19 protein-coding genes and 1 other RNA gene are annotated in these 22,215 nt (G+C 68.6%); 7 read left to right on the plus strand and 13 right to left on the minus strand.

Features of this window, described 5'->3' with window-relative positions:
• Positions 1–17: 17 nt before the first annotated feature.
• The 7 genes from IWH25_RS09935 to IWH25_RS09965 all read right to left on the minus strand — a co-directional run bounded on the left by IWH25_RS09935 (position 18) and on the right by IWH25_RS09965 (position 7,984).
• The gene (locus IWH25_RS09935; RefSeq protein WP_203385655.1) at positions 18–3,155 is read right to left on the minus strand and encodes an efflux RND transporter permease subunit; all 3,138 of its coding nucleotides are present in this window, start codon (positions 3,153–3,155) and stop codon (positions 18–20) included.
• Positions 3,149–3,646 carry an endonuclease domain-containing protein gene (locus IWH25_RS09940; RefSeq protein ID WP_203385656.1) on the minus strand — a complete coding sequence of 166 codons (498 nt, stop codon included), beginning with the start codon at positions 3,644–3,646 and terminating at the stop codon, positions 3,149–3,151. Before IWH25_RS09940 ends, IWH25_RS09935 begins: the two co-directional genes overlap by 7 nt.
• 76 nt (positions 3,647–3,722) lie before the next feature.
• Positions 3,723–5,312 (minus strand): efflux RND transporter periplasmic adaptor subunit, encoded by a 1,590-nt coding sequence (locus IWH25_RS09945; RefSeq protein ID WP_203385657.1) that lies wholly within the window; start codon positions 5,310–5,312, stop codon positions 3,723–3,725.
• Positions 5,309–6,607, minus strand: a complete 1,299-nt coding sequence (locus IWH25_RS09950; RefSeq protein WP_203385658.1) for a TolC family protein — start codon at positions 6,605–6,607, stop codon at positions 5,309–5,311. Before IWH25_RS09950 ends, IWH25_RS09945 begins: the two co-directional genes overlap by 4 nt.
• Positions 6,608–6,648: 41 nt before the next feature.
• The gene (locus IWH25_RS09955) at positions 6,649–7,020 is read right to left on the minus strand and encodes a copper-binding protein (protein WP_238998859.1); all 372 of its coding nucleotides are present in this window, start codon (positions 7,018–7,020) and stop codon (positions 6,649–6,651) included.
• A gap of 20 nt (positions 7,021–7,040) precedes the next feature.
• Positions 7,041–7,439, minus strand: coding sequence for a DUF411 domain-containing protein (locus IWH25_RS09960; RefSeq protein WP_238999074.1), 399 nt, complete (start codon positions 7,437–7,439; stop codon positions 7,041–7,043).
• Between the two features lie 155 nt (positions 7,440–7,594).
• Complete coding sequence (locus tag IWH25_RS09965; RefSeq protein WP_203385660.1) at positions 7,595–7,984, minus strand: c-type cytochrome; 390 nt, start codon at positions 7,982–7,984, stop codon at positions 7,595–7,597.
• Positions 7,985–8,391: 407 nt separating this feature from the next.
• Between IWH25_RS09965 and IWH25_RS09970 the strand changes: the two genes are divergently transcribed.
• Together IWH25_RS09970 and IWH25_RS09975 are read left to right on the plus strand one after the other, a co-directional pair.
• Positions 8,392–9,075 carry a heavy metal response regulator transcription factor gene (locus IWH25_RS09970; protein WP_203385661.1) on the plus strand — a complete coding sequence of 228 codons (684 nt, stop codon included), beginning with the start codon at positions 8,392–8,394 and terminating at the stop codon, positions 9,073–9,075.
• Positions 9,075–10,472: a heavy metal sensor histidine kinase gene (locus tag IWH25_RS09975; protein WP_203385662.1), complete on the plus strand. Its 1,398-nt coding sequence runs from the start codon at positions 9,075–9,077 to the stop codon at positions 10,470–10,472. Before IWH25_RS09970 ends, IWH25_RS09975 begins: the two co-directional genes overlap by 1 nt.
• Before the next feature lie 93 nt (positions 10,473–10,565).
• On the opposite strand, the gene ssrA is transcribed toward IWH25_RS09975, so the two are convergent.
• From ssrA to IWH25_RS10005, 6 genes are all read right to left on the minus strand, one after another.
• Positions 10,566–10,869: a transfer-messenger RNA gene (gene ssrA, locus IWH25_RS09980) on the minus strand.
• A 16-nt stretch (positions 10,870–10,885) separates the two neighbouring features.
• On the minus strand, positions 10,886–11,551 hold the full coding sequence (locus IWH25_RS09985) for an HAD-IA family hydrolase (protein ID WP_203385663.1): 666 nt from the start codon (positions 11,549–11,551) through the stop codon (positions 10,886–10,888).
• Complete coding sequence (ubiG, locus tag IWH25_RS09990; RefSeq protein WP_203385664.1) at positions 11,544–12,242, minus strand: bifunctional 2-polyprenyl-6-hydroxyphenol methylase/3-demethylubiquinol 3-O-methyltransferase UbiG; 699 nt, start codon at positions 12,240–12,242, stop codon at positions 11,544–11,546. The genes IWH25_RS09985 and ubiG overlap by 8 nt, the downstream gene beginning before the upstream one ends.
• 70 nt (positions 12,243–12,312) lie before the next feature.
• Positions 12,313–13,029, minus strand: a complete 717-nt coding sequence (locus IWH25_RS09995) for an OmpA family protein (protein WP_238998860.1) — start codon at positions 13,027–13,029, stop codon at positions 12,313–12,315.
• A gap of 63 nt (positions 13,030–13,092) precedes the next feature.
• A complete protein-coding gene (locus IWH25_RS10000) occupies positions 13,093–14,421 on the minus strand; it encodes a TRZ/ATZ family hydrolase (RefSeq protein WP_203385665.1) in 1,329 nt (442 codons plus the stop codon).
• Between the two features lie 80 nt (positions 14,422–14,501).
• On the minus strand, positions 14,502–15,221 hold the full coding sequence (locus IWH25_RS10005) for an OmpA family protein (protein WP_238998861.1): 720 nt from the start codon (positions 15,219–15,221) through the stop codon (positions 14,502–14,504).
• Between the two features lie 223 nt (positions 15,222–15,444).
• Here IWH25_RS10005 and gyrA point away from each other — a divergent pair, with 223 nt between their 5' ends.
• The 5 genes from gyrA to IWH25_RS10030 are packed head-to-tail and all read left to right on the plus strand — an operon-like array spanning position 15,445 to position 22,215.
• Complete coding sequence (gene gyrA / locus IWH25_RS10010; protein WP_203385667.1) at positions 15,445–18,000, plus strand: DNA gyrase subunit A; 2,556 nt, start codon at positions 15,445–15,447, stop codon at positions 17,998–18,000.
• A gap of 18 nt (positions 18,001–18,018) precedes the next feature.
• Positions 18,019–19,119, plus strand: coding sequence for a 3-phosphoserine/phosphohydroxythreonine transaminase (gene serC, locus IWH25_RS10015; RefSeq protein WP_203385668.1), 1,101 nt, complete (start codon positions 18,019–18,021; stop codon positions 19,117–19,119).
• Positions 19,116–20,207, plus strand: a complete 1,092-nt coding sequence (pheA, locus tag IWH25_RS10020) for a prephenate dehydratase (protein WP_203385669.1) — start codon at positions 19,116–19,118, stop codon at positions 20,205–20,207. Before serC ends, pheA begins: the two co-directional genes overlap by 4 nt.
• A 33-nt stretch (positions 20,208–20,240) precedes the next feature.
• Complete coding sequence (hisC, locus tag IWH25_RS10025; RefSeq protein WP_203385670.1) at positions 20,241–21,329, plus strand: histidinol-phosphate transaminase; 1,089 nt, start codon at positions 20,241–20,243, stop codon at positions 21,327–21,329.
• Between the two features lie 4 nt (positions 21,330–21,333).
• A complete protein-coding gene (locus IWH25_RS10030) occupies positions 21,334–22,215 on the plus strand; it encodes a prephenate dehydrogenase (protein ID WP_203385671.1) in 882 nt (293 codons plus the stop codon).

Raw genomic sequence — 22,215 nt, forward strand, 5'->3', positions numbered from 1 at the left:
TTCCGATTACATTTTCGTCAGCTTCCTTCGTGCCCGCGCGCCAGCCGCCATTCCTTGACCAGCGCGTAGATCGCCGGGATCACGGCGAGCGTCAGCACCGTCGACGAGATCATGCCGCCGACCATCGGCGCGGCGATGCGGCGCATCACCTCGGAGCCGGCGCCGGTCCCCCACATGATCGGCAACAGGCCGGCCATGATCGCGACGACGGTCATCATCTTCGGCCGCACGCGCTCGACGGCGCCTTCCATCACCGCCGCGTAGAGGTCGGCGAGGTTCGGCGCGCGGTTCGTCGCGTTGCAGCGCGCCTTCGTTTCCTCCCAGGCGTGGTCGAGGTAGATCAGCATGACCACGCCGGTCTCGGCGGCGACGCCGGCGAGCGCGATGAAGCCGACGGCGACCGCCACCGACAGGTTGTAGCCGAGCGCCCACATCAGCCAGACGCCGCCGACCAGCGCGAAGGGCACCGAGAGCATGACGATGAAGGTCTCGGTCAGCCGCTTGAAGTTGAGGTAGAGCAGCAGGAAGATGGTCAAGAGCGTCACCGGGATCACCACCTTCATCTTGGCGATGGCGCGCTCGAGGTACTCGAACTGGCCGCTCCAGGCGATGTAGTAGCCGGGCGGGAACTTGACCTGCTCGGCGACCGCCTTCTTGGCGTCGGCGACGTAGCCGCCGATGTCGCGGTCGCGGATGTCGACGTAGATGTAGGCCGACAGCAGCGCGTTCTCGGTGCGGATGCCGGGCGCGCCCTTGGCCACCTCGACCCGGGCCAGCTGGCCGAGCGGAATCATCGCGCCGTCCATGGTCGGCACCAGCACCTCGCGCGCGATGCGCTGCGGGTCGCTGCGCAGCTCGCGCGGGTAGCGCACGGTCACCGCGAAGCGCTCGCGGCCCTCGACCGTGGTCGTCACCATCTCGCCGCCGAGCGCGGCGGCGATCACGTCCTGCAGCTCGCCGACGGCCAGCCCGTAGCGCGCCAGCTGCGCGCGGTCGGGCTCGATGTTCAGGTAGAAGCCGCCGGTGATGCGCTCGGCGAAGGCGCTGCTGGTGCCCGGCACGGCCTTGACGACGGCCTCGATCTCCTTCGCCAGCCGCTCCATCTCGGCCAGGTCCTTGCCGAAGACCTTGATCCCGATCGGCGTGCGGATGCCGGTCGACAGCATGTCGATGCGCGCCTTGATCGGCATCGTCCACGAGTTGGCGATGCCCGGGAACTGCAGCGCCTTGTCCAGCTCGGCGATCAGCTGGTCGATGTTCATGCCCGGTCGCCATTCGGACTCCGGCTTGAGGTTGATCACCGTCTCGAACATCTCGGTCGGCGCCGGGTCGGTCGCGGTGTTGGCGCGCCCGGCCTTGCCGTAGACCGAGGCCACCTCGGGAAAACTCTTGATGATCTTGTTCTGCGTCTGCAGCACCTCGGCGGCCTTGGTGATCGACATCCCGGGCAGCGAGGCCGGCATGTAGAAGAGGGTCCCTTCGTTCAAGGTCGGCATGAATTCGGAGCCGAGTCGCGTCGCCGGGTAGATCGACGCGGCCAGCGCCAGCACGGCGAGCAGGATCGTCGTCTTCTTGAAGCGCATGACGGCGGTGATGATCGGCCGGTAGCCCCAGATCAGGAAGCGGTTCACCGGGTTCTTCGCCTCCGGCAGGATGCGGCCGCGGACGAAGAACAGCATCAGCACCGGCACCAGCGTCACCGACAAGAGCGCGGCGCCGGCCATGGCGAAGGTCTTGGTCCAGGCCAGCGGCGCGAACAGGCGCCCTTCCTGCGCCTCCAGCGTGAATACCGGGAGGAAGGAGACGGTGATGATCAACAGCGAGAAGAACAGCGCCGGGCCGACCTCGCGGCAGGCCTGCAGCAGCGCCGCCGTGCGCGCGGTGCCGTCGTGCTCGGGCGGCAGGCGTTCGAGGTGCTTGTGCGCGTTCTCGATCATCACGATCGCCGCGTCGATCATCGCGCCGATCGCGATGGCGATGCCGCCCAGGCTCATCAGGTTCGAGTTCATGCCGAGCGCGCGCATGGCGATGAAGGCGATCAGCACGCCGACCGGCAGCATCAGGATGGCGACCAGCGCGCTCCTGACGTGCAGCAGGAAGACGATGCACACCAGCGCGACGATCAGGCTTTCCTCGATCAGCGTCGTCTTCAGCGTGTCGATCGCGCGGTGGATCAGCTCGGAGCGGTCGTAGACGGTCTCCACCGACACGCCTTCGGGCAGGCCGGACGAGACCTCGGCAATCTTGTCCCTGACGTTGTGGATGACCTCCAGCGCGTTCTGCCCGTAGCGCGCCATGACGATGCCGGAGACCACCTCGCCGTCGCCGTTGAGCTCGGTCAGGCCGCGCCGCTCGTCCGGCGCGAGTTCGACGCGGGCGATGTCGCGCACCAGCACCGGCGTGCCTTTCTCGGCCTTCACCACCAGCTGCTCGAGGTCCGCCTTGCCGCGCAGGTAGCCCTTGCCGCGTACCATGTACTCGGTCTCGGCCATCTCGACGACGCGGCCGCCGACGTCGCGGTTCGAGTCGCGGATCGCCTGCGCCACCTTCGCCAGCGGCACGCCGTAGGCGCGCAGCTTAACCGGGTCGACGGTGACCTGGTAGGTCTGCACGAAGCCGCCGATCGACGCCACCTCGGCGACGCCGTGCGCCTTGGTCAGCTGGTAGCGCAGGAACCAGTCCTGGATCGTGCGCAGTTCGGCCAGCGTCTTTTCCCTGGCGACCAGCGCGTACTGGTAGACCCAGCCGACGCCGGTGGCGTCCGGGCCGATCTGCGGCGTGACGCCCTTCGGCAGGCGGCCGGCGGCGAAGTTGAGGTATTCGAGCACGCGCGAGCGCGCCCAGTAGATGTCGGTGCCGTCCTCGAAGATGATGTAGACGAAGGAGGCGCCGAAGAACGAGAAGCCGCGCACCACCTTCGACTTCGGCACCGACAGCATCGCCGTCGTCAGCGGGTAGGTGACCTGGTCCTCGACCACCTGCGGCGCCTGCCCCGGATACTCCGTGTAGACGATCACCTGCACGTCGGAGAGGTCGGGCAGCGCATCGATCGGCGTCCTGAGCACGGCGAAGATGCCGGCCAGCACGACGAACAGCGTGGCCAGGAGGACGAGGAAGCGGTTGCGGCCGGACCAATCAATGACGGCGTTCAGCATGGTTCTTTCTCTTGATTGTTGTTGGCCCCCATCCCCCTCCCGGCCTCCCCCTTGAAGGGGGAGGGGAGCCCCGTATCAACGGCGTGGAATGGTTCTTCTCCCTCCCCTTCAAGGGGAGGGCTGGGGTGGGGATGGGGTTCTTTCGTCAGCGCCAGATGAATCGCTTCAACCACTGCCTCGATTTCCTGCAATACCTGATTGTTCCAGAAGCGCAGCACGCGAAACCCGGCATTTTCAATCCTCCGATCCCGCCCTGCATCGCGCTCGCTCTCCAGATGCTGCCCGCCGTCCACCTCGATCACCAGTCGCCGCTCAAGGCAGACGAAATCGAGCACGTAATCCAGAAACGGATGTTGGCGGCGGAACTTGCAACTGGCGATCTGCCGGCCGCGCAGGCGTTGCCACAGGCGATTCTCGGCGTCGGTCATGTTCTTTCGCAACGATTTCTGACGTTGCTCGTCCAGAATCGAATGGCTGGTCTGGCCTTTCATCGATGCCCCCATCCCCACCCCGGCCCTCCCCTTGTCCCCCAAGGGGACTTCCTTTGGGGCGAAGGGGAGGGGGAGATCAGCGTTTGTGTTCTTGTGCGGCCTTCGGCGCGATCTTCGTCACCACCCACTCCCCCGGCTGCCGTTCGACGAACTCGAAGGCAACCGCGGTGCCTGGCTTCAGGCCCTGCAGCAGCGCCGGATTGGCCGCCTTGAATTCCATCGTCATCGCCGGCCATTTCAGGCTGGGCACCGCGCCGTGCTGCAGCATCAGCGTGCCGGCAACGGCGTCGAGGCTGTCGACGCTGCCCTCGGCCTGGTGGCCGACGGCCTTCGCCGGGGCGTCCGTCGATGCGGCGGCCGGCGCCGCCGCGAGGCCGCCGAGCGCGGCCTTCAGGTTGCTCTCGGCGTCGATCAGGAAGTTGGCGGCGACGACCACCTGTTCGCCGTCCTTCACGCCGTCGAGGATCTCGACGTAGTCGTCGCTGCGCGCGCCGGTCTTCACCTCGCGCGGCTCGAAGCGGCCTTCGCCGTGGCGCACCAGCACGACGCGGCGGGTGCCGCTGTCGATCACCGCCGAGGCCGGCACGGTCAGCGCCGGCGCCCGCTCGCCGAGGCGCAGCTCGACCTGCGCGAACATCGCCGGCTTCAGCAGCAGGCCGGGGTTGGCGAGCTCGATGCGTACCGGCACCGTCCGCGTCCCGGCCTGCAGCGTCGGGTAGACGTAGGCGACCCGGCCCTCGAAGGTCTTGTCCGGGTAGGCGTCGATGCGCACGCTCGCCTTCGCCCCGGTCTTCACCTGGCCGATGTCCTGCTCGGCGACGTCGGCGATGACCCACACCGATGACAGGTCGGCGATCTGGTAGAGCGCCTCGCCGGGCATGAAGCGCATACCCTGCACGGCCTTCTTCTCGGTGACGATGCCGGCCACCGGCGAGCGGAAGGTCAGCGTGCGCTTCGCCTCGCCGGAGGCAGTGAGCGCCTTCAGCTGCTCCTCGGAGATGTCCCAGTTCCTGAGCCGCGCCTTCGCCGATTCGGCGAGCTGGTTCATGCCGGCCTGCGCCGTGCCGCCGGCGTCGGCCAGCGAGGCGATGCCTTCCTTCGCGATCGCGTATTCGCGCTGCGCCGAGACCAACTCGGGGCTGTATACCTCGAACAGCGGCTGCCCCTTGCCGACCGGCTGGCCGGTGACGTTAACGTGCAGGCGCTCGACGTAGCCCTCGAACTTCGGCGAGATCGCGTACAGGCGACGCTCGTCCGGCTCGACGCGGCCGACGGCGCGCACGCTGCGGCCGAGTGCGCGCAGCTGTGCCGCCTCGCTCTTCACGCCGAGCTTCTGCACTTTCTCGGTGCTCAGCTTGAGCGTGCCGGGAAGGCTGGCATCCTCATCCTGCTCGCCCGCGTAGACCGGGATGTAGTCCATGCCCATCGGGTCCTTCTTCGGCACCGGCGAGGTGTCGGGCAGGCCCATCGGGTTGCGGTAGTAGAGCAGCTTCCTTTCCTGCTTGCCGCCGTCGGCCGGCGGTGCCGCGGCGACCGGCGCGCCCGCGACCGGCTGCGCGCCGCGGCTGCCGAGCCAGTAGCCGCCGCCGGCGGCGGCGATCGCGGCGAGCAGCGCCAGCGCGATGCCGGCGCCCTTGTGCGTGGCCGAGGGGTTTCCCGTGGTCAAAGTTCTTCTCCCAACAGTCGTTCGATCTCGGCCAGGCGCAGCTGCGCCTCGACCTGCGCCTTCAGCCGGTTCTGCTTCGCCTGCCGGATCTGCCGCTGGGCGTCGAGCAGCGTCGCGAAGTCGACCTTGCCGTTCTCGTAGCCGGCGAGCGCGGCGCGGAAACTGGTTTCGGCCTGCGGCAGGAGCTGGTTGCTGGCGAGCAGCTCGCTGCGCCGGGCGGTGTCGATGCCGCCGAGGTTTTCCGAAAGCTCGCCGAGCAGCTGCCAGCTCGTCGCCTCCTTGCGCGCGCGGGCGGCGGCGAGCATCGCTTCCGATTCGCGCTCCTGCGCGCGGCGCGACGACTGCTGCAGCGGGATGTTCAGCTCGACCATCAGCTCCCATTCCCGCACCGAGCTCTGGTACTGGATCGGCGAGACGCCGACGGTGAAGTCCGGGTAGCGGTTCTTGTAGGCCAGCTCGCGCCCCTTCTCGGCGGCGCGGATCTGCGCGTCGGCGGCGAACAGCTGCGGGTTCTTCGCGCGCAGGCGATCCTCCAGCGCCGCCGCGTCGAGCCGGGCCGGCGCCGGCAGCGGGCGCAGCCGTTCCGCGTCGGCCAGCGGCGCCTGCGCCGGGCGCGCGAGCAGCGCATTGACGCGGGCTTGCAGGTGGTGGCGTTCGTTTTCCAGCGCCAGCAGTTCGTTGCGCATCGCCGTCTGCTCGACCTGCGCGCGGATGACGTCCTGCTGCGCGGCGAGGCCGCCGGCGTAGCGCGCCTGCGCGACCTTTTCCAGGCGCCCCATCAGGTCGAGGATTTCCTGCGCCAGCTCGGCGTTCCGCTGCACGTAGTAGCGCTGCGCATGCGCCGCTTTCAGGCGGCCGGCGATCTCGCTCCAGGTGCCGTGCGCGCGCCCCTTGGCGCCTTCCGCCTCCTGTTCGGCGATTTCGCGCCTGAGGTCGCGCTTGCCGTACCAGGGCAGGTCCTGCATCAGCAGGTACTTGGTGCTGCCGACCTGGCTCGGCGACAGCGTCGCCTTCTGCTCGCCCATGCGCGTGATGTCGCGCAGCTCGGCGCGGAACTTCGGGTCGGGCAGCGCGCCTGCCGGAGCGACGCGCTCGCCGGCGGCTTCCGCCTCGTAGCGCATCGCGGCGAGTTCGGGGTTGCGCGTCCGCGCGTAGTCGAGCAGCGATTCGATGCTGGCGCCGGGCAGGCCGTCGCCGCGTCCGGCGTGGCTTTCCGCCGCGGCCGGCAGGCTGCCGGCGAGCAGTGTCGCGAGCGCGGCGAGGCGCAGCGCTTGTCCCGTCGTTCTTCGTGTCATACGGGTCTCCCTGGCTGGGCCGGGCCGGCCACTCCCGGATCTTATTTTACGGTTTCGAGATGGCGCACGGTCAGCACGCCCTTCACGTCCTCGATGCTGAAGCGGATCTTCTGCCCTTCCTTGAGCTTGCCGAACCAGGCGGTGTCCTTCAGCGCGAAGGGCATGGTCATCGCCGGCATGCCGTTCGGCAGCGGGCCGTGCGCGATGACGATGCGGCCGGCCGCCTGGTCGAGCTTCTTGACGATGCCGTCGGCAAGCGTCGCCGCCGGCGCCGCCTGCATGCTGCCGTGGCCGGCGTGGCTGCCGTGATCGGTGTTGGCGAACGCAGCGGGCGCGGCGGCCGCCAGCGCTGCGGCGGCAAGGGCCGGGAGCAGCAGACGGCGGGCGCGGGACGGAGTGGGCATTGAACGCATGGCGGGCTTTCCTTTCCGGGTCAATGTTGGGCGAAGACGCGCGTGCTGCCGTCGGGCTGCACGAGCAGGGTCTGATAGGGCACCGGGCGCGGGCTTTCCATTCCCGGCGAGCCCGGCGGCATGCCGGGGACGGCGAGGCCGAGCGCCTTCGGCTTTTCCTTCAGCAGGCGCTGGATGTCGGCGGCCGGGACGTGGCCCTCGACGACGTAGTTGCCGATGCGCGCGGTGTGGCAGGAGCCGAGCCGCTCGGGCATGCCCAGCTTCTTCCTGGCCGCCGGCACGTCGTCGACGTCGTGCGTCGTCACCGCGAAGCCGTTCTTGCGCAGGTGCTCGACCCATTCGGTGCAACAGCCACAGTAGGGGCTCTTGTAGACCTCGACCGGGGTCGCCGGCGAGGCGAGCGCCGGGACGACAGCCATCGCCAGGCACAGGGCGGCGACGGCGCGGCGGAGGCGGGGCGGGATGGAGAAGGGCATGGTGCGCGTTCCTTGGCTGGCGAATGGCGTCAGTATCGCGGGGGCTTCCCGACAGGAAGCTGACCCGGACATTACATTTCGGTCATCTGCGCCCGGCGTCAGTGCCGGTGCCCGGCGTGGTCGTGCGCCTTGCCGCCGCGCTTGCCGGAGGGGGCGGCGATCTGGCCGAGGTGGGCGGCATGCTGCTCGGCGCCGGCGTGCGAATGGCCGTCGCTGGCAGCGATGCGCTGGCGGTACTGCGCGGCGTCGAGCGTCGGCAGCACCTGCAGGAAGGCGACCAGGTCCCAGACCTCGCTGTCCTGCATGCCGACCTTGCCCCAGGCCGGCATGCCGGTGGCGGCGACGCCGTGCTTGATGACGCGGAACTGGCGCGCCGGCAGCCGCGCATCGCCGGTCGGCGACGGTGCGGCGAGGTTCGGCGGCGGCGGGTGAGACCCTGGCGCAGCTCGCTGTCGGCGACCCCGGGCGCCAGGTGGCAGCTGGCGCACATTGCCGCGTAGTTGCCGGCGCCGCGGCGGATGCGCTCGCCGTCGGCGAGGTCGCCGGGAATCTCGACATCGGTGCTGCGCCGGTCGATCGACTGCTTGCGCACCCACTCGACGAGGCGCGTCAGCGCCGGCGGGTGCGGCGCGTCGGCGGCGACGTCGATGAAGCCGCTGTGGGCGACCAGCGAGAAACCGCCGGTGACGGCGGCGAGCGCGGCGAGGGCGCCGGCGAAAATTCGTTTCATGGATGGGCGGCGGCGGGAAAAGCGCCATTGTGCACGCGAACGACGAAGGTCGGACTGACGCATGGATTACATTCTTGTAATCTGCGTGCGGCTGCGTTCGCGTTGCCGCAAAATCGCGCTGGGCGTGCATCCCGCCGCCCGCGACTACCGCCTGGGGAGGCCCGCATGAAGATCCTCGTCGTCGAGGACGAAACGAAGACCGGCGACTACCTGAAGCAGGGGCTGGTCGAGGCCGGCTTCGTCGTCGACCTCGCGCGCGACGGCCGCGACGGCCTGCACCTGGCGCTCGCCGAGGCCTACGACCTGGTCGTCCTCGACGTGATGCTGCCCGGCCTCGACGGCTGGCAGATCCTGCAGGGCATCCGCGGCGCCGGCAGGGAGATGCCGGTGCTCTTCCTGACCGCGCGCGACGACATCGACGACCGCGTGCACGGCCTCGAACTCGGCGCCGACGACTATCTGGTGAAGCCCTTCGCCTTTTCCGAGCTGCTCGCGCGCGTGCGCACGCTGCTGCGCCGCGGCGGCCGCAGCAAGGAAGCGGAGACGCTGCGCGCCGCCGATCTCGAACTCGACCCGCTGCGCCGGCGGGTGACCCGCTCGGGCCGGCGCATCGACCTCACCGCCAAGGAGTTCGCGCTGCTCGAGCTGCTGCTGCGCCGCCAGGGCGAGGTGCTGCCGCGCTCGCTGATCGCCTCGCAGGTGTGGGACATGAACTTCGACAGCGACACCAACGTCATCGAGGTCGCGGTGCGCCGCCTGCGCGCCAAGGTCGACGACGGCTTCGAGCCGAAGCTGATCCGCACCGTGCGCGGCATGGGCTACGTGCTGGAAGTCGCCGGAGAGGCCTGATGCCGGCGACGACGGGCCAGGCGACGCGGTCGATCACCTTCCGGCTGACGGCGCTGTTCGCGCTGCTCGCCTCGACCGTGCTGCTGCTGCTCGGCCTGCTCGTCGGCCGCTTGGTCGACCGGCACTTCGAGGACCTCGACATGGAGGTGCTGCAGGGCAAGCAGCAGCTGGTCCGCCACGCGCTGGCGGCCACCGGCGGCGGCAGCGAACTCGGTGAGCTGTCGCGGCTACTGGCCGACGCGTTGGTCGGCCACGACGGCCTGGCGCTGGCGGTGCTGCGCGCCGACGGCGTGCCGCTGTTCGTCGCCGGCGATGCCGAATTCCCGCTGCTGCAGCTGCTGCCGGCGGCAGTCGGGGCGCCGCGGCCGGCGATCTGGAGCAACGCCGCCGGCCGACGCTTCCGCGGCTTCGTCAGCGCGCTCGACAGCGAAGTCGGCGGCGGGCCGGCGCTGGTCGCGGTGGCCACCGACCTTGCCCACCACGAGCATTTCATGCGCTCCTTCCTCGCCACGCTGTGGGCAGTCGTCGTCCTCGCCGCGCTGGCCACCGGCGTCCTCGGCTGGGTCGCCGTGCGCCGCGGGCTGGCGCCGCTGCAGGCGATGCGCCGCGAGGCGGCGGCGGTGACCGCGCACCGCCTCGACTTCCGGCTGGCGGAGGAGAGCGTGCCGGCCGAGCTGGCGGCGCTGGCGCGGACGCTGAACGAGATGCTGGCGCGGCTGGAGGACTCGTTCCGGCGCCTCTCCGACTTTTCGTCCGATCTCGCCCACGAGCTGCGCACGCCGGTCAGCAACCTGCTGACGCAGACGCAGGTCACGCTGTCGCGCGCACGCAGCGCCGACGACTACCGCGACGTGCTCGCCTCCAACGCCGAGGAGCTGGAGCGCATGGCGCGCATGGTCTCCGACATGCTGTTCCTGGCCAAGGCCGAGAACGGGCTGATCGTTCCCGAGCGGCGGCCGGTCGACCTCGCCGCCGAGATCCGCGAGCTGTTCGAGTTCTACGACGCGCTCGCCGAGGAGAAGGAAATCTCGCTGCGCGTAGACGGCGAGGGGACCGCGCTCGGCGACCGGCTGATGCTGCGCCGGGCCTTGAGCAACCTGCTCTCCAACGCGATCCGCTACACCCCGCAGCAGGGCTGCATCGTCGTCCGCATCGCTGCCGCCGACGGCGTCGTCCGCCTGGCCGTGCTCAATTCGGGCGAGCCGATTCCGGAGGTGCATCGCGCACGGCTGTTCGACCGTTTCTATCGCGCCGACAGCTCGCGCCAGCGCAGCGGCGAGGAGGCCGGGCTGGGGCTGGCGATCACCCGCTCGATCCTGGTCGCGCACGGCGGCGAGATCAGCGTCGGGCGCGAGGACGAGATGACCGTCTTTGCGCTCACCCTGCCGGCCGCCTGAGCTGCGCACCGCGCATCACGGGGCGGAGGGGCCTCGGCGCTGTCGCGCTTGGGGGGCGCCTGAGCGCGGCCGCCGGCGACCGGGAAGCGGAAATGACGACGGGGGCCGAAGCCCCCGCCGATAGCCATTCTGTTTATCGGACGGCTATGTCCTCAGCAGGCCTTAAGCGGCCATTGCGAAACGCTCATCGTTGGCGTTTGTGGATTTGCGCGGATTACGTCCGTCGCCTTTCGGGCCGCCTGCTCGCCTTCTTTCGCCCTGTCGAGACCAGATCACCCCCCCTGTGGTGGAGGTGGGCGGAATCGAACCGCCGTCCAGAACGCTTCCGGGTTGCCGGAATTACGACCGTACGGCAATTATGGGGGCGACCCCGGGGGATTTCAACCGGTGGCCGGAAAAAGAATTTCGGGGGTTCAGCCGTTGAGCAATGCGGCGATCGCGTCCGGGTGGTCGACCAGATGGTCGGCACCCCACTCCTCGATCGGGCCGCTGTCGCCGAGGTAGCCGTAGCGGACGGCGACGGTGACCATGCCAGCGGCGCGGCCGGCGTCGATGTCGCGACGGTCGTCGCCGACGTAGAGCGCGCGCTCCGGTGCGCAGCCGGCGACCGCGCAGGCCAGCCGCATCGGCTGCGGGTGCGGCTTGGTGCGCGGCGACGAGTCGCCGCTGACCAGGCAGGCGGCGCGGCGTGCGTAGCCGAGCTGGTGCATCAGCGGCAGCGTGAAGCGCTGCGACTTGTTGGTGACGATTCCCCAGCGCAGCTGCTGCCGCTCGACGGTGTCGACCAGCGCGGCGATGCCGTCGAAGAGGCGGGTGTGCACGCACAGCGCCTGCTGGTAGTGGCCGAGGAAGCGCCGGTGGAGGCCGGGGTAGTCGGGGTGGTCCGGGCGCAGGCCGAGGCCGGCGCCGAGCATGCCGCGCACCCCTTGCGAGGTGTACGGGCGGAGGACCGACAGGTCGACCGGCGCGAGTCCGAGTTCGGCGCGCAGCGCGTTGAGCGCGGCGCCGAGGTCGGGCGCGGTGTCGGCGAAGGTGCCGTCGAGGTCGAAAAGGACGGCCTGCGGCCGTAAATCAGGCATTGCGGACGGCGTGGACGAGGTAATTGACGTCGGTATCGCGGCCGAGCGAGTAGCTCTGCGCGAAGGGGTTGTAGCTCATGCCGATCACCTCGTCGAGTTCCAGCCCGACGCTCTTCGCCCAACGTGCCAATTCCGAAGGTTTGATGAATTTTGCATAGTCGTGGGTGCCCTTCGGCAGCAGGCGCAGCACGTATTCGGCGCCGATCACCGCCAGCAGGTAGGCCTTCGGATTGCGGTTGATGGTCGAGAAGAAAACGTGGCCGCCGGGCTTCACCAGCGCCGCGCAGGAGGCGATCGTGCTGGCCGGGTTGGGTACGTGCTCGAGCATCTCCAGGCAGGTGACGACGTCGTAGGCGCCGGGTTCGGCTTCGGCCAGCGCCTCCGCCGAGGTGTGCCGGTAGTCGACGCTGCGCCCGCTCTCGAGCAGGTGCAGGCGGGCGACGCCGAGCGCCTTCTCCGAGAGGTCGATGCCGGTGACGGCGGCGCCGCGGCCGGCCATGCCCTCGCTGAGCAGGCCGCCGCCGCAGCCGACGTCGAGCACCTTCTTGCCGGCGAGGCCGACGTGGCGGTCGATCCAGTCGAGGCGCAGCGGGTTGATTTCGTGCAAGGGGCGGAACTCGCTGTGCGGGTCCCACCAGCGGTGGGCGAGGTCGCTGAATTTCTGCAGTTCGGTCGGGTCGGCGTTGATCATGCTCGTTGCATTGCGGAGATGGAAAGAAAAAAGCCCTGCTCGCGCAGGGCTTTTCGTTCGGCGGGCAGAATTACTTCTGGGTGCCGATGATTTCGATGTCGACGCGGCGGTCGGGCTGCAGGCACTGGATCAGCGCCTTGGTCTTCTTGTCGCCCTTGCACTCCTTGCCGGTCTTCGGCTGCTTCTCGCCCTTGCCTTCGGTGTAGACCTTGTTGGCTTCGATGCCCTTGCTCACCAGGTAGGTCTTGACGGCGGCGGCGCGCTTCTCGGACAGCTTCTGGTTGTAGGCGTCGGAACCGAGGCGGTCGGTGTGGCCGACGGCGATGATGACTTCCAGGTTCAGCGCGCCGGACTTGGCGACCAGGTCATCCAGCGACTTCTTGCCTTCCGGACGGAGGACGGCCTTGTCGAAGTCGAACAGCGCGTCGGCGGCCAGCGTGATCTTGGCGGCGGCGGGCTTCGGCGTCGGCTTGGCGGCGGGGGCGGCCGGAGCGGCAGCCTTCGGCTCGCACTTCTCCTTCGGCAGCAGGTCCTTGTCGCAGGCACAGCCGGCCGGGTCGTTGGCGGCAGCGGCCGGCGTCCAGAAGCCGGTGCGCCAGCACAGGCCCTTGCCCGACGAGGTCGGGGCGACGGTGCCGTTGGCTTCGTGGCCGCTGCGGGCGACTTCGCCGCGTCCGTCGATGACATAAACGCGATCGGCGGCCGTCTGCGCTTGCGCGGCAGCGGCGCCCAGACCCATGGCGGCCGCGACAACGACCATCAGGGATTGCTTGGCGATTTTCTTCATTCGTTTCCCTCGTTTAGTGATTGGACAGCCAGTATCGGGCCGCAAACAACGCCGAAACCCTTGTCAGGACTGGTGCGCGCGCGGACAAATTCTAGTTTGCCATATCGCTGCGAGATTTTCCAAGTCCTTTTTCAAAAAACCGCTCAGGGTGTGGTTTTCCAGCATCATTTGCCCGGCAACCCAGACGTGGCTGACGTTTTCCCTTCCGGCAACATAAACCATGTGCGATTCGGGGGCATAGCAGGGGGCGAGCGCCGGGTCGTCGAGGCTGACGGCGCAGAGGTCGGCCGACTTGCCGGCGACGAGCGAGCCGATCTCGCGGTCGAGGCCGAGGGCGCGGGCGCCGCCGAGCGTCGCGGCGTGCAGCGCCTGGTGCGCGTTCATCGCTCTGGCGTCGCCGCTGGCACCCTTGGCCAGCAGCGCCGCCAGGCGCATCTCGGTGAACAGGTCGAGGCGGTTGTTGCTGGCGGCGCCGTCGGTGCCGATGCCGACGTTGACGCCCTGCGCGAGCATCGCCGTCACCGGCGCGATGCCGCTGGCGAGTTTGAGGTTGGAGGTCGGGCAGTGTGCGACCGAGGCGCCTTCGGCGGCGAGCAGCGCGATTTCGCCCGGGTCGAGATGCACCGCGTGCACGGCGATCAGGTTGGGGCCGACGACGCCCAGCCGGCGCAGCCGCTCCAGCGGTCGCATGCCGTAGCTGCGCAGGCTCTCGTCGATTTCGGCCTGCGTCTCGTGGACGTGCAGGTGCACCGGCAGGTCGAGCTCGCCGGTCAGCGTGACGATGCGCTCGAAGCTGCGGTTGCTGACGGTATAGGGCGCGTGCGGCGCCAGCGCGAAATGCAGCAGCGGCTGGTCGCGCAGCGCGTCGCGCGCGGCCAGCCCCTTGGCCAGGTAGTCGTCGGCGTCGGCGGCGTAGTTGGTCGGGAACTCGAGCAGCGGCAGGCCGATCACCGCGCGCATGCCGGAGGTGGCGACGGCGCGTGCTGCGGCCTCCGGGAAGAAGTACATGTCGTTGAAGCAGGTGATGCCGCCGCGCAGCATTTCGGCGCAGGCGAGCAGCGTGCCGTCGTGCACGAACTCGGCCGAGACGTGCCTGCCCTCGGCCGGCCAGATGTGCTCCTGCAGCCAGGTCATCAGCGGCGTGTCGTCGGCGAGCCCGCGCAGCAGCGTCATCGCCGCGTGGCAGTGCAGGTTGACCAGGCCGGGCAGCAGCACGTGCCGGTCGAGCGTTGTTTCCCGGCGCGGCGCGAAGCGCTCGGCCGCGGCCGCCGCCGGCAGCACGGCGATGATGCGGCCGCCGTCGACGGCAACGGCGTGGTTGTCGAGGATCGTTCCGGCCGGTTCGATCGGGATGATCCAGCGGGCGCGGATCAGCAGGTCGATGCTTTCCATGGCCTCTCCCGGGGCTTGGGTTGGGGACAAAAAACCCCGCCGGAGCGGGGTTTTTGCGAGTCTTTCGGGTGTGCCCCCGATTACTTCGGATCGGCGGTGACGTCGATCGTCACGCGGCGGTGCGGCGCCAGGCATTCGACCAGCTTCTTCTTCGGCAGCGTGTCGTCGCACTTCGGCACGCCGGTCGCCGGTTGCGTCTTGCCGGCACCCATCGTTTCGATCTTGTCGGCCGGCATGCCCTTCGACACCAGGTAGGCCTTGACCACTTCGGCGCGCTTCTCCGAGAGCTTCTGGTTGTATTGCTGCGAGCCGAGGCGGTCGGTGTGGCCGGTGACCAGCACCTGGCGGATCGGGCCGACGTCCTTCAGCTTGGCGAAGACTTCGCGGTCGATCGCCGCCTTGCCTTCGGGCTTGAGGACCGCCTTGTCGTAGTCGAAGAGTTCCTTGGCCGAGATGGTGATGGCCTTCTTCGCTGCCGGAGCAGGCGCTGCGGCCGGGGCGGGCGCCGGGGCGGGAGCGGCCTTCGGCTCGCATTTCTCCTTCGGCAGCAGGTCCTTGTCGCAGGCGCAGCCGGCTGCGTCGTTGGCGGCGGCGGCCGGCGTCCAGAAGCCGGTGCGCCAGCACAGGCCCTTGCCCGACGAGGTCGGGGCGACGGCGCCGTTGGCTTCGTGGCCGCTGCGGGCGACTTCGCCGCGGCCGTCGATGACGTAGATGCGGTCCGTCGCCTGGGCCTGGGCCACAGCCGCCGCGGCGAAGAGGCCGATGGCGGTAAGTGATTGAGCGATGAATTTGAGTTTCAAGATGACTCCTCCTGGATTGCCGTTAGTGTTTCGCATTTTCCGGCGGTGCTGTGCTGCGGATTTAAGCACGAAGTTTTGCGCAGCTTCAAGCATTTGTGCTTGGAAATTCAAGTACTGTTGCGCGAAAGACGGGCGGCGGGGCCGGGCTTCCGCGGCATGGTAGAATTCCCCGTTTCGCCAAGACGACAACATAAGCCGCCCTCAAGCGGCATCCGGACCCGATATGGAACAGACGCAACAATTCGCCAAGGAAACCCTGCCGATCAGCCTCGAAGACGAGATGCGGCGCTCCTACCTCGATTACGCGATGAGCGTGATCGTCGGCCGCGCGCTGCCGGACGTGCGCGACGGCCTGAAGCCGGTGCATCGCCGCGTGCTCTACGCGATGCACGAGCTCGGCAACGACTGGAACAAGGCCTACAAGAAGTCGGCCCGCGTCGTCGGCGACGTCATCGGTAAGTACCACCCGCACGGCGACACCGCGGTGTACGACACCATCGTGCGCATGGCGCAGGACTTCTCGCTGCGCTACATGCTGGTCGATGGCCAGGGCAACTTCGGCTCGGTCGACGGCGACAACGCCGCGGCGATGCGTTACACCGAAGTGCGCATGGCCAAGATCGGCCACCAGCTGCTCGAGGACATCGACAAGGAAACCTGCGATTTCGGCCCGAACTACGACGGTTCCGAGCAGGAACCGCTGATCCTGCCGGCGCGCATCCCGAACCTGCTGATCAACGGCTCGGCCGGCATCGCCGTCGGCATGGCGACGAACATCCCGCCGCACAACCTGAACGAGGTGGTCGACGGCTGTCTGGCGCTCTTGAACAACCCGGAGCTGACCGTCGACGACTTGATCGAGATCATCCCGGCGCCGGACTTCCCGACCGCGGCGATCATCTACGGCATCGCCGGCGTCCGCGACGGCTACCGCACCGGCCGCGGCCGCGTCGTCATGCGCGCGCGCACGCACGTCGAGGACCTGGAGAAGGGCAACAAGCAGGCGATCATCGTCGACGAGCTGCCCTACCAGGTGAACAAGCGCACGCTGCTCGAGAAGATCGCCGAGCTGGTCAACGACAAGAAGATCGACGGCATCTCGCACATCCAGGACGAGTCCGACAAGTCCGGCATGCGCGTGGTGATCGAGCTGAAGCGCGACGTGATCCCCGAGGTCGTGCTCAACAACCTGTACAAGCAGACGCAGCTGCAGGACACCTTCGGCATGAACATGGTGGCGCTGGTCGACGGCCAGCCGCGCCTGTTGAACCTGAAGCAGATGCTCGACTGCTTCCTCGCGCACCGGCGCGAGGTGGTCACCCGCCGTACCGTCTACGAACTGCGCAAGGCGCGCGAGAAGGCGCATACCCAGGAAGGCCTGGCCGTGGCGCTCGACAACGTCGACGAGATCATCGCGCTGATCAAGGCGGCGCCGACCCCGGCCGACGCCAAGCGCGGCCTGATGGGCAAGCTGTGGACCTCGCCGACGGTCGGCGAGATGCTGGCGCGCGCGGCGATGGATGCGACGCGTCCGGAAGGCCTCGGCCTCGAATTCGGCCTGTCCAAGAAGGGCTACCTGCTCTCCGACGCGCAGGCCCAGGCCATCCTCGAACTCAGGCTGCAGCGCCTGACCGGCCTCGAGCGCGACAAGATCGTCGCCGACTACCGCGAGCTGCTGGAGAAGATCACCGACCTGATGGACATCCTCGCGCGCCCCGAGCGCATCACGCAGATCATCGGCGACGAGCTGAAGGAAGTGAAGGAGCAGTTCGGCGACAAGCGCCGCTCGGAGATCGTCACGCACACGCAGGACCTCGGCATCGAGGACCTGATCACGCCGCAGGACATGGTGGTGACGCTGTCGCACACCGGCTACATCAAGTCGCAGCCGCTCGCCGACTACCGCGCGCAGCGCCGCGGCGGCCGCGGCAAGCAGGCAGCGGCGATCAAGGAAGACGATTTCGTCGACCACCTGTTCGTCGCCAACACGCACGACTACATCCTGTGCTTCTCGAACCGCGGTCGTGTCTACTGGATCAAGGTCTACGAAGTGCCGCAGGGCAGCCGCAACAGCCGCGGCAAGCCGATCGTGAACATGTTCCCGCTGGAGGAAGGCGAGAAGATCAACGCCATCCTGCCAGTGAAGGAATTCGCGCAGGACCGCTTCATCTTCATGGCGACCTCGCAGGGCACGGTCAAGAAGACCCCGCTGTCCGAGTTCTCCAACCCGCGCAAGGCCGGCATCATCGCCGTCGCGCTGGACGAGGGCGACTACCTGATCGGTGCCGAGATCACCAACGGCGAGAACGACATCGTGCTGGTGTCCGATGCCGGCCGCGCCGTCTGGTTCGACGAGGAAGACGTCCGTCCGATGGGCCGTCCGGCGCGCGGCGTGCGCGGCATGAAGCTGGGCAAGGACCAGGCGGTGCTGTCGCTGCTGGTGGCCGACAACGACCAGCAGACGGTGCTGGTGGCCACCGAGAACGGCTTCGGCAAGCGTACCGCGCTTGCCGACTTCCGCCACTCCGGCCGCGGCACGCAGGGCGTGATGGCGATCAAGGCCAGCGAGCGCAACGGCAAGGTCGTCGCCGCCAAGCTCGTCACCGACGAGGACGAGATCATGCTGATCACGACCGGCGGCGTGCTGATCCGCACCCGCGTCTCGGAGATCCGCGAACTCGGCCGCGCGACGCAGGGCGTGACCTTGATCTCGCTCGACGACGGCGAGAAGCTGGCCGGTCTGGAGAAGATCGTCGAAACCGACGAAGAAACCGAGTAACGCAAAGCAGGAGAAGACATGTCGCGCGTCTGGAATTTCAGCGCCGGCCCGGCGGTGCTGCCGGCGGAAGTGCTGGAGCAGGTCAAGGACGAACTGCTCGACTGGCACGGCGCCGGCTGCGGCGTCATGGAGATGAGCCACCGCGGCAAGGAGTTCACCTCGATCATCGAGGCGGCGGAAGCCGACCTGCGCGAGCTGCTGGGCATCCCCGCCAACTACAGGGTGCTCTTCCTGCAGGGCGGCGCCACGCAGCAGTTCGCGCAGATCCCGATCAACCTGCTGCCGGCCGGCAAGTCGGCCGACTACCTGGTCACCGGCTCGTGGTCGAAGAAGGCGGTCAAGGAGGCGCAGCGCGTCGTTGCCGGCACCGCCAATGTGCGCGTCGCCGGCAGCACCGAGGCGAGCGGCTTCACGCGCTTCCTCGATGCCGGCGAGATCGACCTCGATCCGAACGCGGCCTACCTGCACCTGTGCACCAACGAGACGATCCACGGCGTCGAGATCGATTGCGCGCGCCTGCCGGCAACGGCGGTGCCGATCGTCGCCGACCTCAGCTCGCACATCCTGTCGCGTCCGGTCGACGTGTCGAAGTACGCGCTGATCTACGCCGGCGCGCAGAAGAACGTCGGCCCCTCCGGCGTGACGCTGGTGATCGTCCGCGAGGACCTGCTCGGCCGTGCGCCGGCGACGATTCCGACGGTCATGGACTACGCGGTGATGGCCGAGAACGGCTCGATGCTGAACACGCCGCCGACCTTCGCCATCTACGTCTCGGGCCTCGTCTTCCAGTGGCTGAAGCGCCAGGGCGGGCTGGCCGAGATGGAGAAGATCAACGCCCACAAGGCCGAGCTGCTCTACGCCTGCATCGACGGGAGCGAGGGTTTCTACCGCAACCCGGTGCGCGTCGCCGACCGCTCGCGGATGAACGTGCCGTTCACGCTGGCGCGCTCCGAGCTCGACGCCGACTTCCTGGCCGAAGCGAAGGCCGCCGGACTCGTTTCGCTGAAGGGCCACAAGTCGGTCGGCGGCATGCGCGCGTCGATCTACAACGCGATGCCGACCGACGGCGTGCGCGAGCTGGTGGCGTTCATGGACGATTTCCGGAAGCGCAAGGCATGAGCGACGACCTGCAGAAGGAACTGGGCGTCGTCCGCGACGAGATCGACGCCATCGACGCGCAGCTGCTCGAGCTGCTGAACCGGCGCGCGCGTTGCGCGCAGCAGGTCGGCGAGATCAAGGCGCGCCACGGCGAGGCCGGTTTCATCTACCGGCCGGAGCGCGAGGCGCAGGTGCTGCGCCGCATCCAGGGCCTGAACCCGGGGCCGCTGTCGAACGAAAACGTGACCTGGCTGTTCCGCGAGGTGATGTCGACCTGCCTGTCGCTCGAACAGCCGTTGTCGGTGGCCTTCCTCGGCCCGCTCGGGTCGTTTACCGGCAGCGCCGCGACCAAGCATTTCGGCCACGCCGCACGCCTGCTGCCGCAGTCGTCGATCGACGACGTCTTCCGCGAGGTCGAGGCCGGTCATGCGCATTACGCGGTGGTGCCGGTCGAGAACTCGACCGAGGGGGCGGTCGGCCGCAGCATGGACCTGCTGTTTTCGACGCCGCTGAAGATCTGCGGCGAGGTCGTGCTGCGCATCCACCAGAACCTGATGACGCGCGAGCCCTCGCTCGACCGGGTGACAAAGGTCTACTCGCACGCCCAGTCGCTGGCGCAGTGCCACGAGTGGCTGAATCGCAACCTGCCGAACGTGCCGCGCATCTCGGTCGGCAGCAACTCGCAGGCCGCCGAGCTGGCGATGCAGGAGGCGGGTGCCGCGGCGATCGCCGGCGAGGCCGCCGCCGAACGCTTCAACGTGCCGATCCTGGTCGCCAACATTGAGGACGAGCCGAACAACACGACGCGCTTCGTCGTCCTCGGCCGCTTCGATGCCGGCATCTCCGGCCGCGACAAGACATCGCTGATCATGTCGGCGCCGAACCGCACCGGCTCGCTGCACAACCTGCTGCTGCCGCTGGCCGAGGCCGGCGTGTCGATGACGCGGCTGGAGTCGCGGCCGGCGCGGCACACGTTGTGGGAATACGTGTTCTTCGTCGACATCGATGGTCACCGCGACGAGCCGAAGGTGGCCAAGGCGCTGGCCGAGCTGCAGCAGCAGGCCGCCTACCTGAAGGTGCTCGGCTCGTATCCCGCTGCGGTCTATTGAATTTCCGCTGAACCCTTTTCCCGAGGTTAGTCCATGTCCCTCATCGACCAGGCATTGCCCTACGTTCGCGCCATTTCGCCCTACCTGCCGGGCAAGCCGATCACCGAACTGGCCCGCGAGATGGGCATCCCGGTGGACAAGATCGTCAAGCTCGCCTCCAACGAGAACCCGCTGGGCATGAGCCCGAAGGCGAAGGCGGCGCTGGCGAAGGCGGTCGACTCGCTCGAACGCTACCCGGACGACTTCGACCTGAAGAAGGCGCTCGCCAACCACACCGGTCTCGGCACGGAGCGCATCGTGCTCGGCAACGGCTCGAACGACGTGCTCGACCTGGTCGCCCGCGTCTTCCTCGCGCCGGGCCGTTCGGCGGTGTTCGCGCAGCACGCCTTCGCCGTCTATCCGCTGGCGACCTTGTCGACCGGCGCCGAGCTGATCGTCGTTCCTGCGAAGGATTTCGGCCACGACCTCGACGCGATGCGCGCGGCGATCCGCCCCGACACGCGCATCGTCTGGGTCGCCAACCCGAACAACCCGACCGGTACCTTCCTGCCCTACCCGCAGCTGAAGGCTTTCCTGCAGGCGGTGCCGGACGACGTCATCGTCGTCCTCGACGAGGCCTACAACGAGTACCTGCCGCCGGCCGAGCGCGTCGATACCGTGGCCTGGCTGGCCGAGTTCCCGAATCTGGTGATCACCCGCAGCTTCTCCAAGATCTACGGCCTGGCCGGCCTGCGCATCGGTTACGCGCTGGCGTCGGCCGAGATCGCCGACCTGATGAACCGCGTGCGGCAACCGTTCAACTGCAACAACCTGGCGCTCGCCGCCGCCGTCGCCGCGCTCGACGACCACGAGTTCGTCGCGCAGAGCTACGTGCTCAACCGCAACGGCATGGAGATGATCATCGCCGGCCTGAAGCGCCTCGGTCTGTCGCACATCCCGGCGCACGGCAACTTCGTCACCTTCAAGGTGATGGACGCCGCCGGCGTCAACCAGCGGCTGCTCAAGCAGGGCGTCATCGTCCGCCCGATCGGCGGCTACGGCATGCCGGACTGGTTGCGCGTGACGATCGGCACCGAGGCCGAGAACCTGCGCTTCCTCGAGGCGCTGGAAAAGGCGCTCTGAGCGTATGGCCGACTCACCCGAATTCGGCAAGGTCGTCGTCTTCGGCGTCGGCCTGATCGGCGGCTCCTTCGCGCTGGCGCTGAAGGCGGCCGGCGAGGTCGGCGAGGTGGTCGGCTTCGGCCGCAGCCTCGGCACGCTGACGCAGGCGCTCGAGCTCGGCATCATCGACCGCGTCGGCGCCAACCCGGGGCAGGAGGTGGCCGACGCCGATCTCGTGCTGATCGCGACGCCGGTCGGCCAGATGCCCGAGATCATGGCGCGCATCGCGCCCTACCTCGGGTCGGACACGGTGGTCACCGACGGCGGCAGCACCAAGTCCGACGTCGTCGCCGCGGCGCGCGCGGCCTTCGGCGACCGGATCGGCCAGTTCGTGCCGGCGCATCCGATCGCCGGCGCCGAGCACAGCGGCGCCGCGGCCGCCAGGGCCGAGCTCTACCGCGAGCGCAAGGTGGTGCTGACGCCGCTGCCGGAGAACCCGGTGCTCAACGTCGCCCGCGTGCGCTCGGCCTGGGAGTGGTGCGGCGCGCAGATCTTCGAGCTGACGCCGGCCGAGCACGACCAGGTGTTCGCCGCGGTCAGCCATCTGCCGCACCTGCTGTCGTTCGCGCTGGTGCATGACCTCGCCGTGCGCGACAACCGCGAGCTGTACTTCACCTTTGCCGCGTCCGGCTTCCGCGACTTCACGCGCATCGCCGCCAGCCATCCGGAGATGTGGCGCGACATCGCGCTCGCCAACCGCGAGGCCCTGCTCGGCGAACTCGACCGCTACCAGGCGCAGCTTGCCGAGATGCGCGCGGCACTGGCCGCCAACGACGGCAAGCGTCTGGAAGAAATCTTCGACACCGCCCGCACCGCCCGCCGTGCCTGGGCGGAAGGAAACAAATAG

Origin of the sequence: Azospira restricta (assembly GCF_016858125.1) — a bacterium.
GTDB classification, from domain to species: Bacteria; Pseudomonadota; Gammaproteobacteria; order Burkholderiales; family Rhodocyclaceae; genus Proximibacter; species Proximibacter restrictus.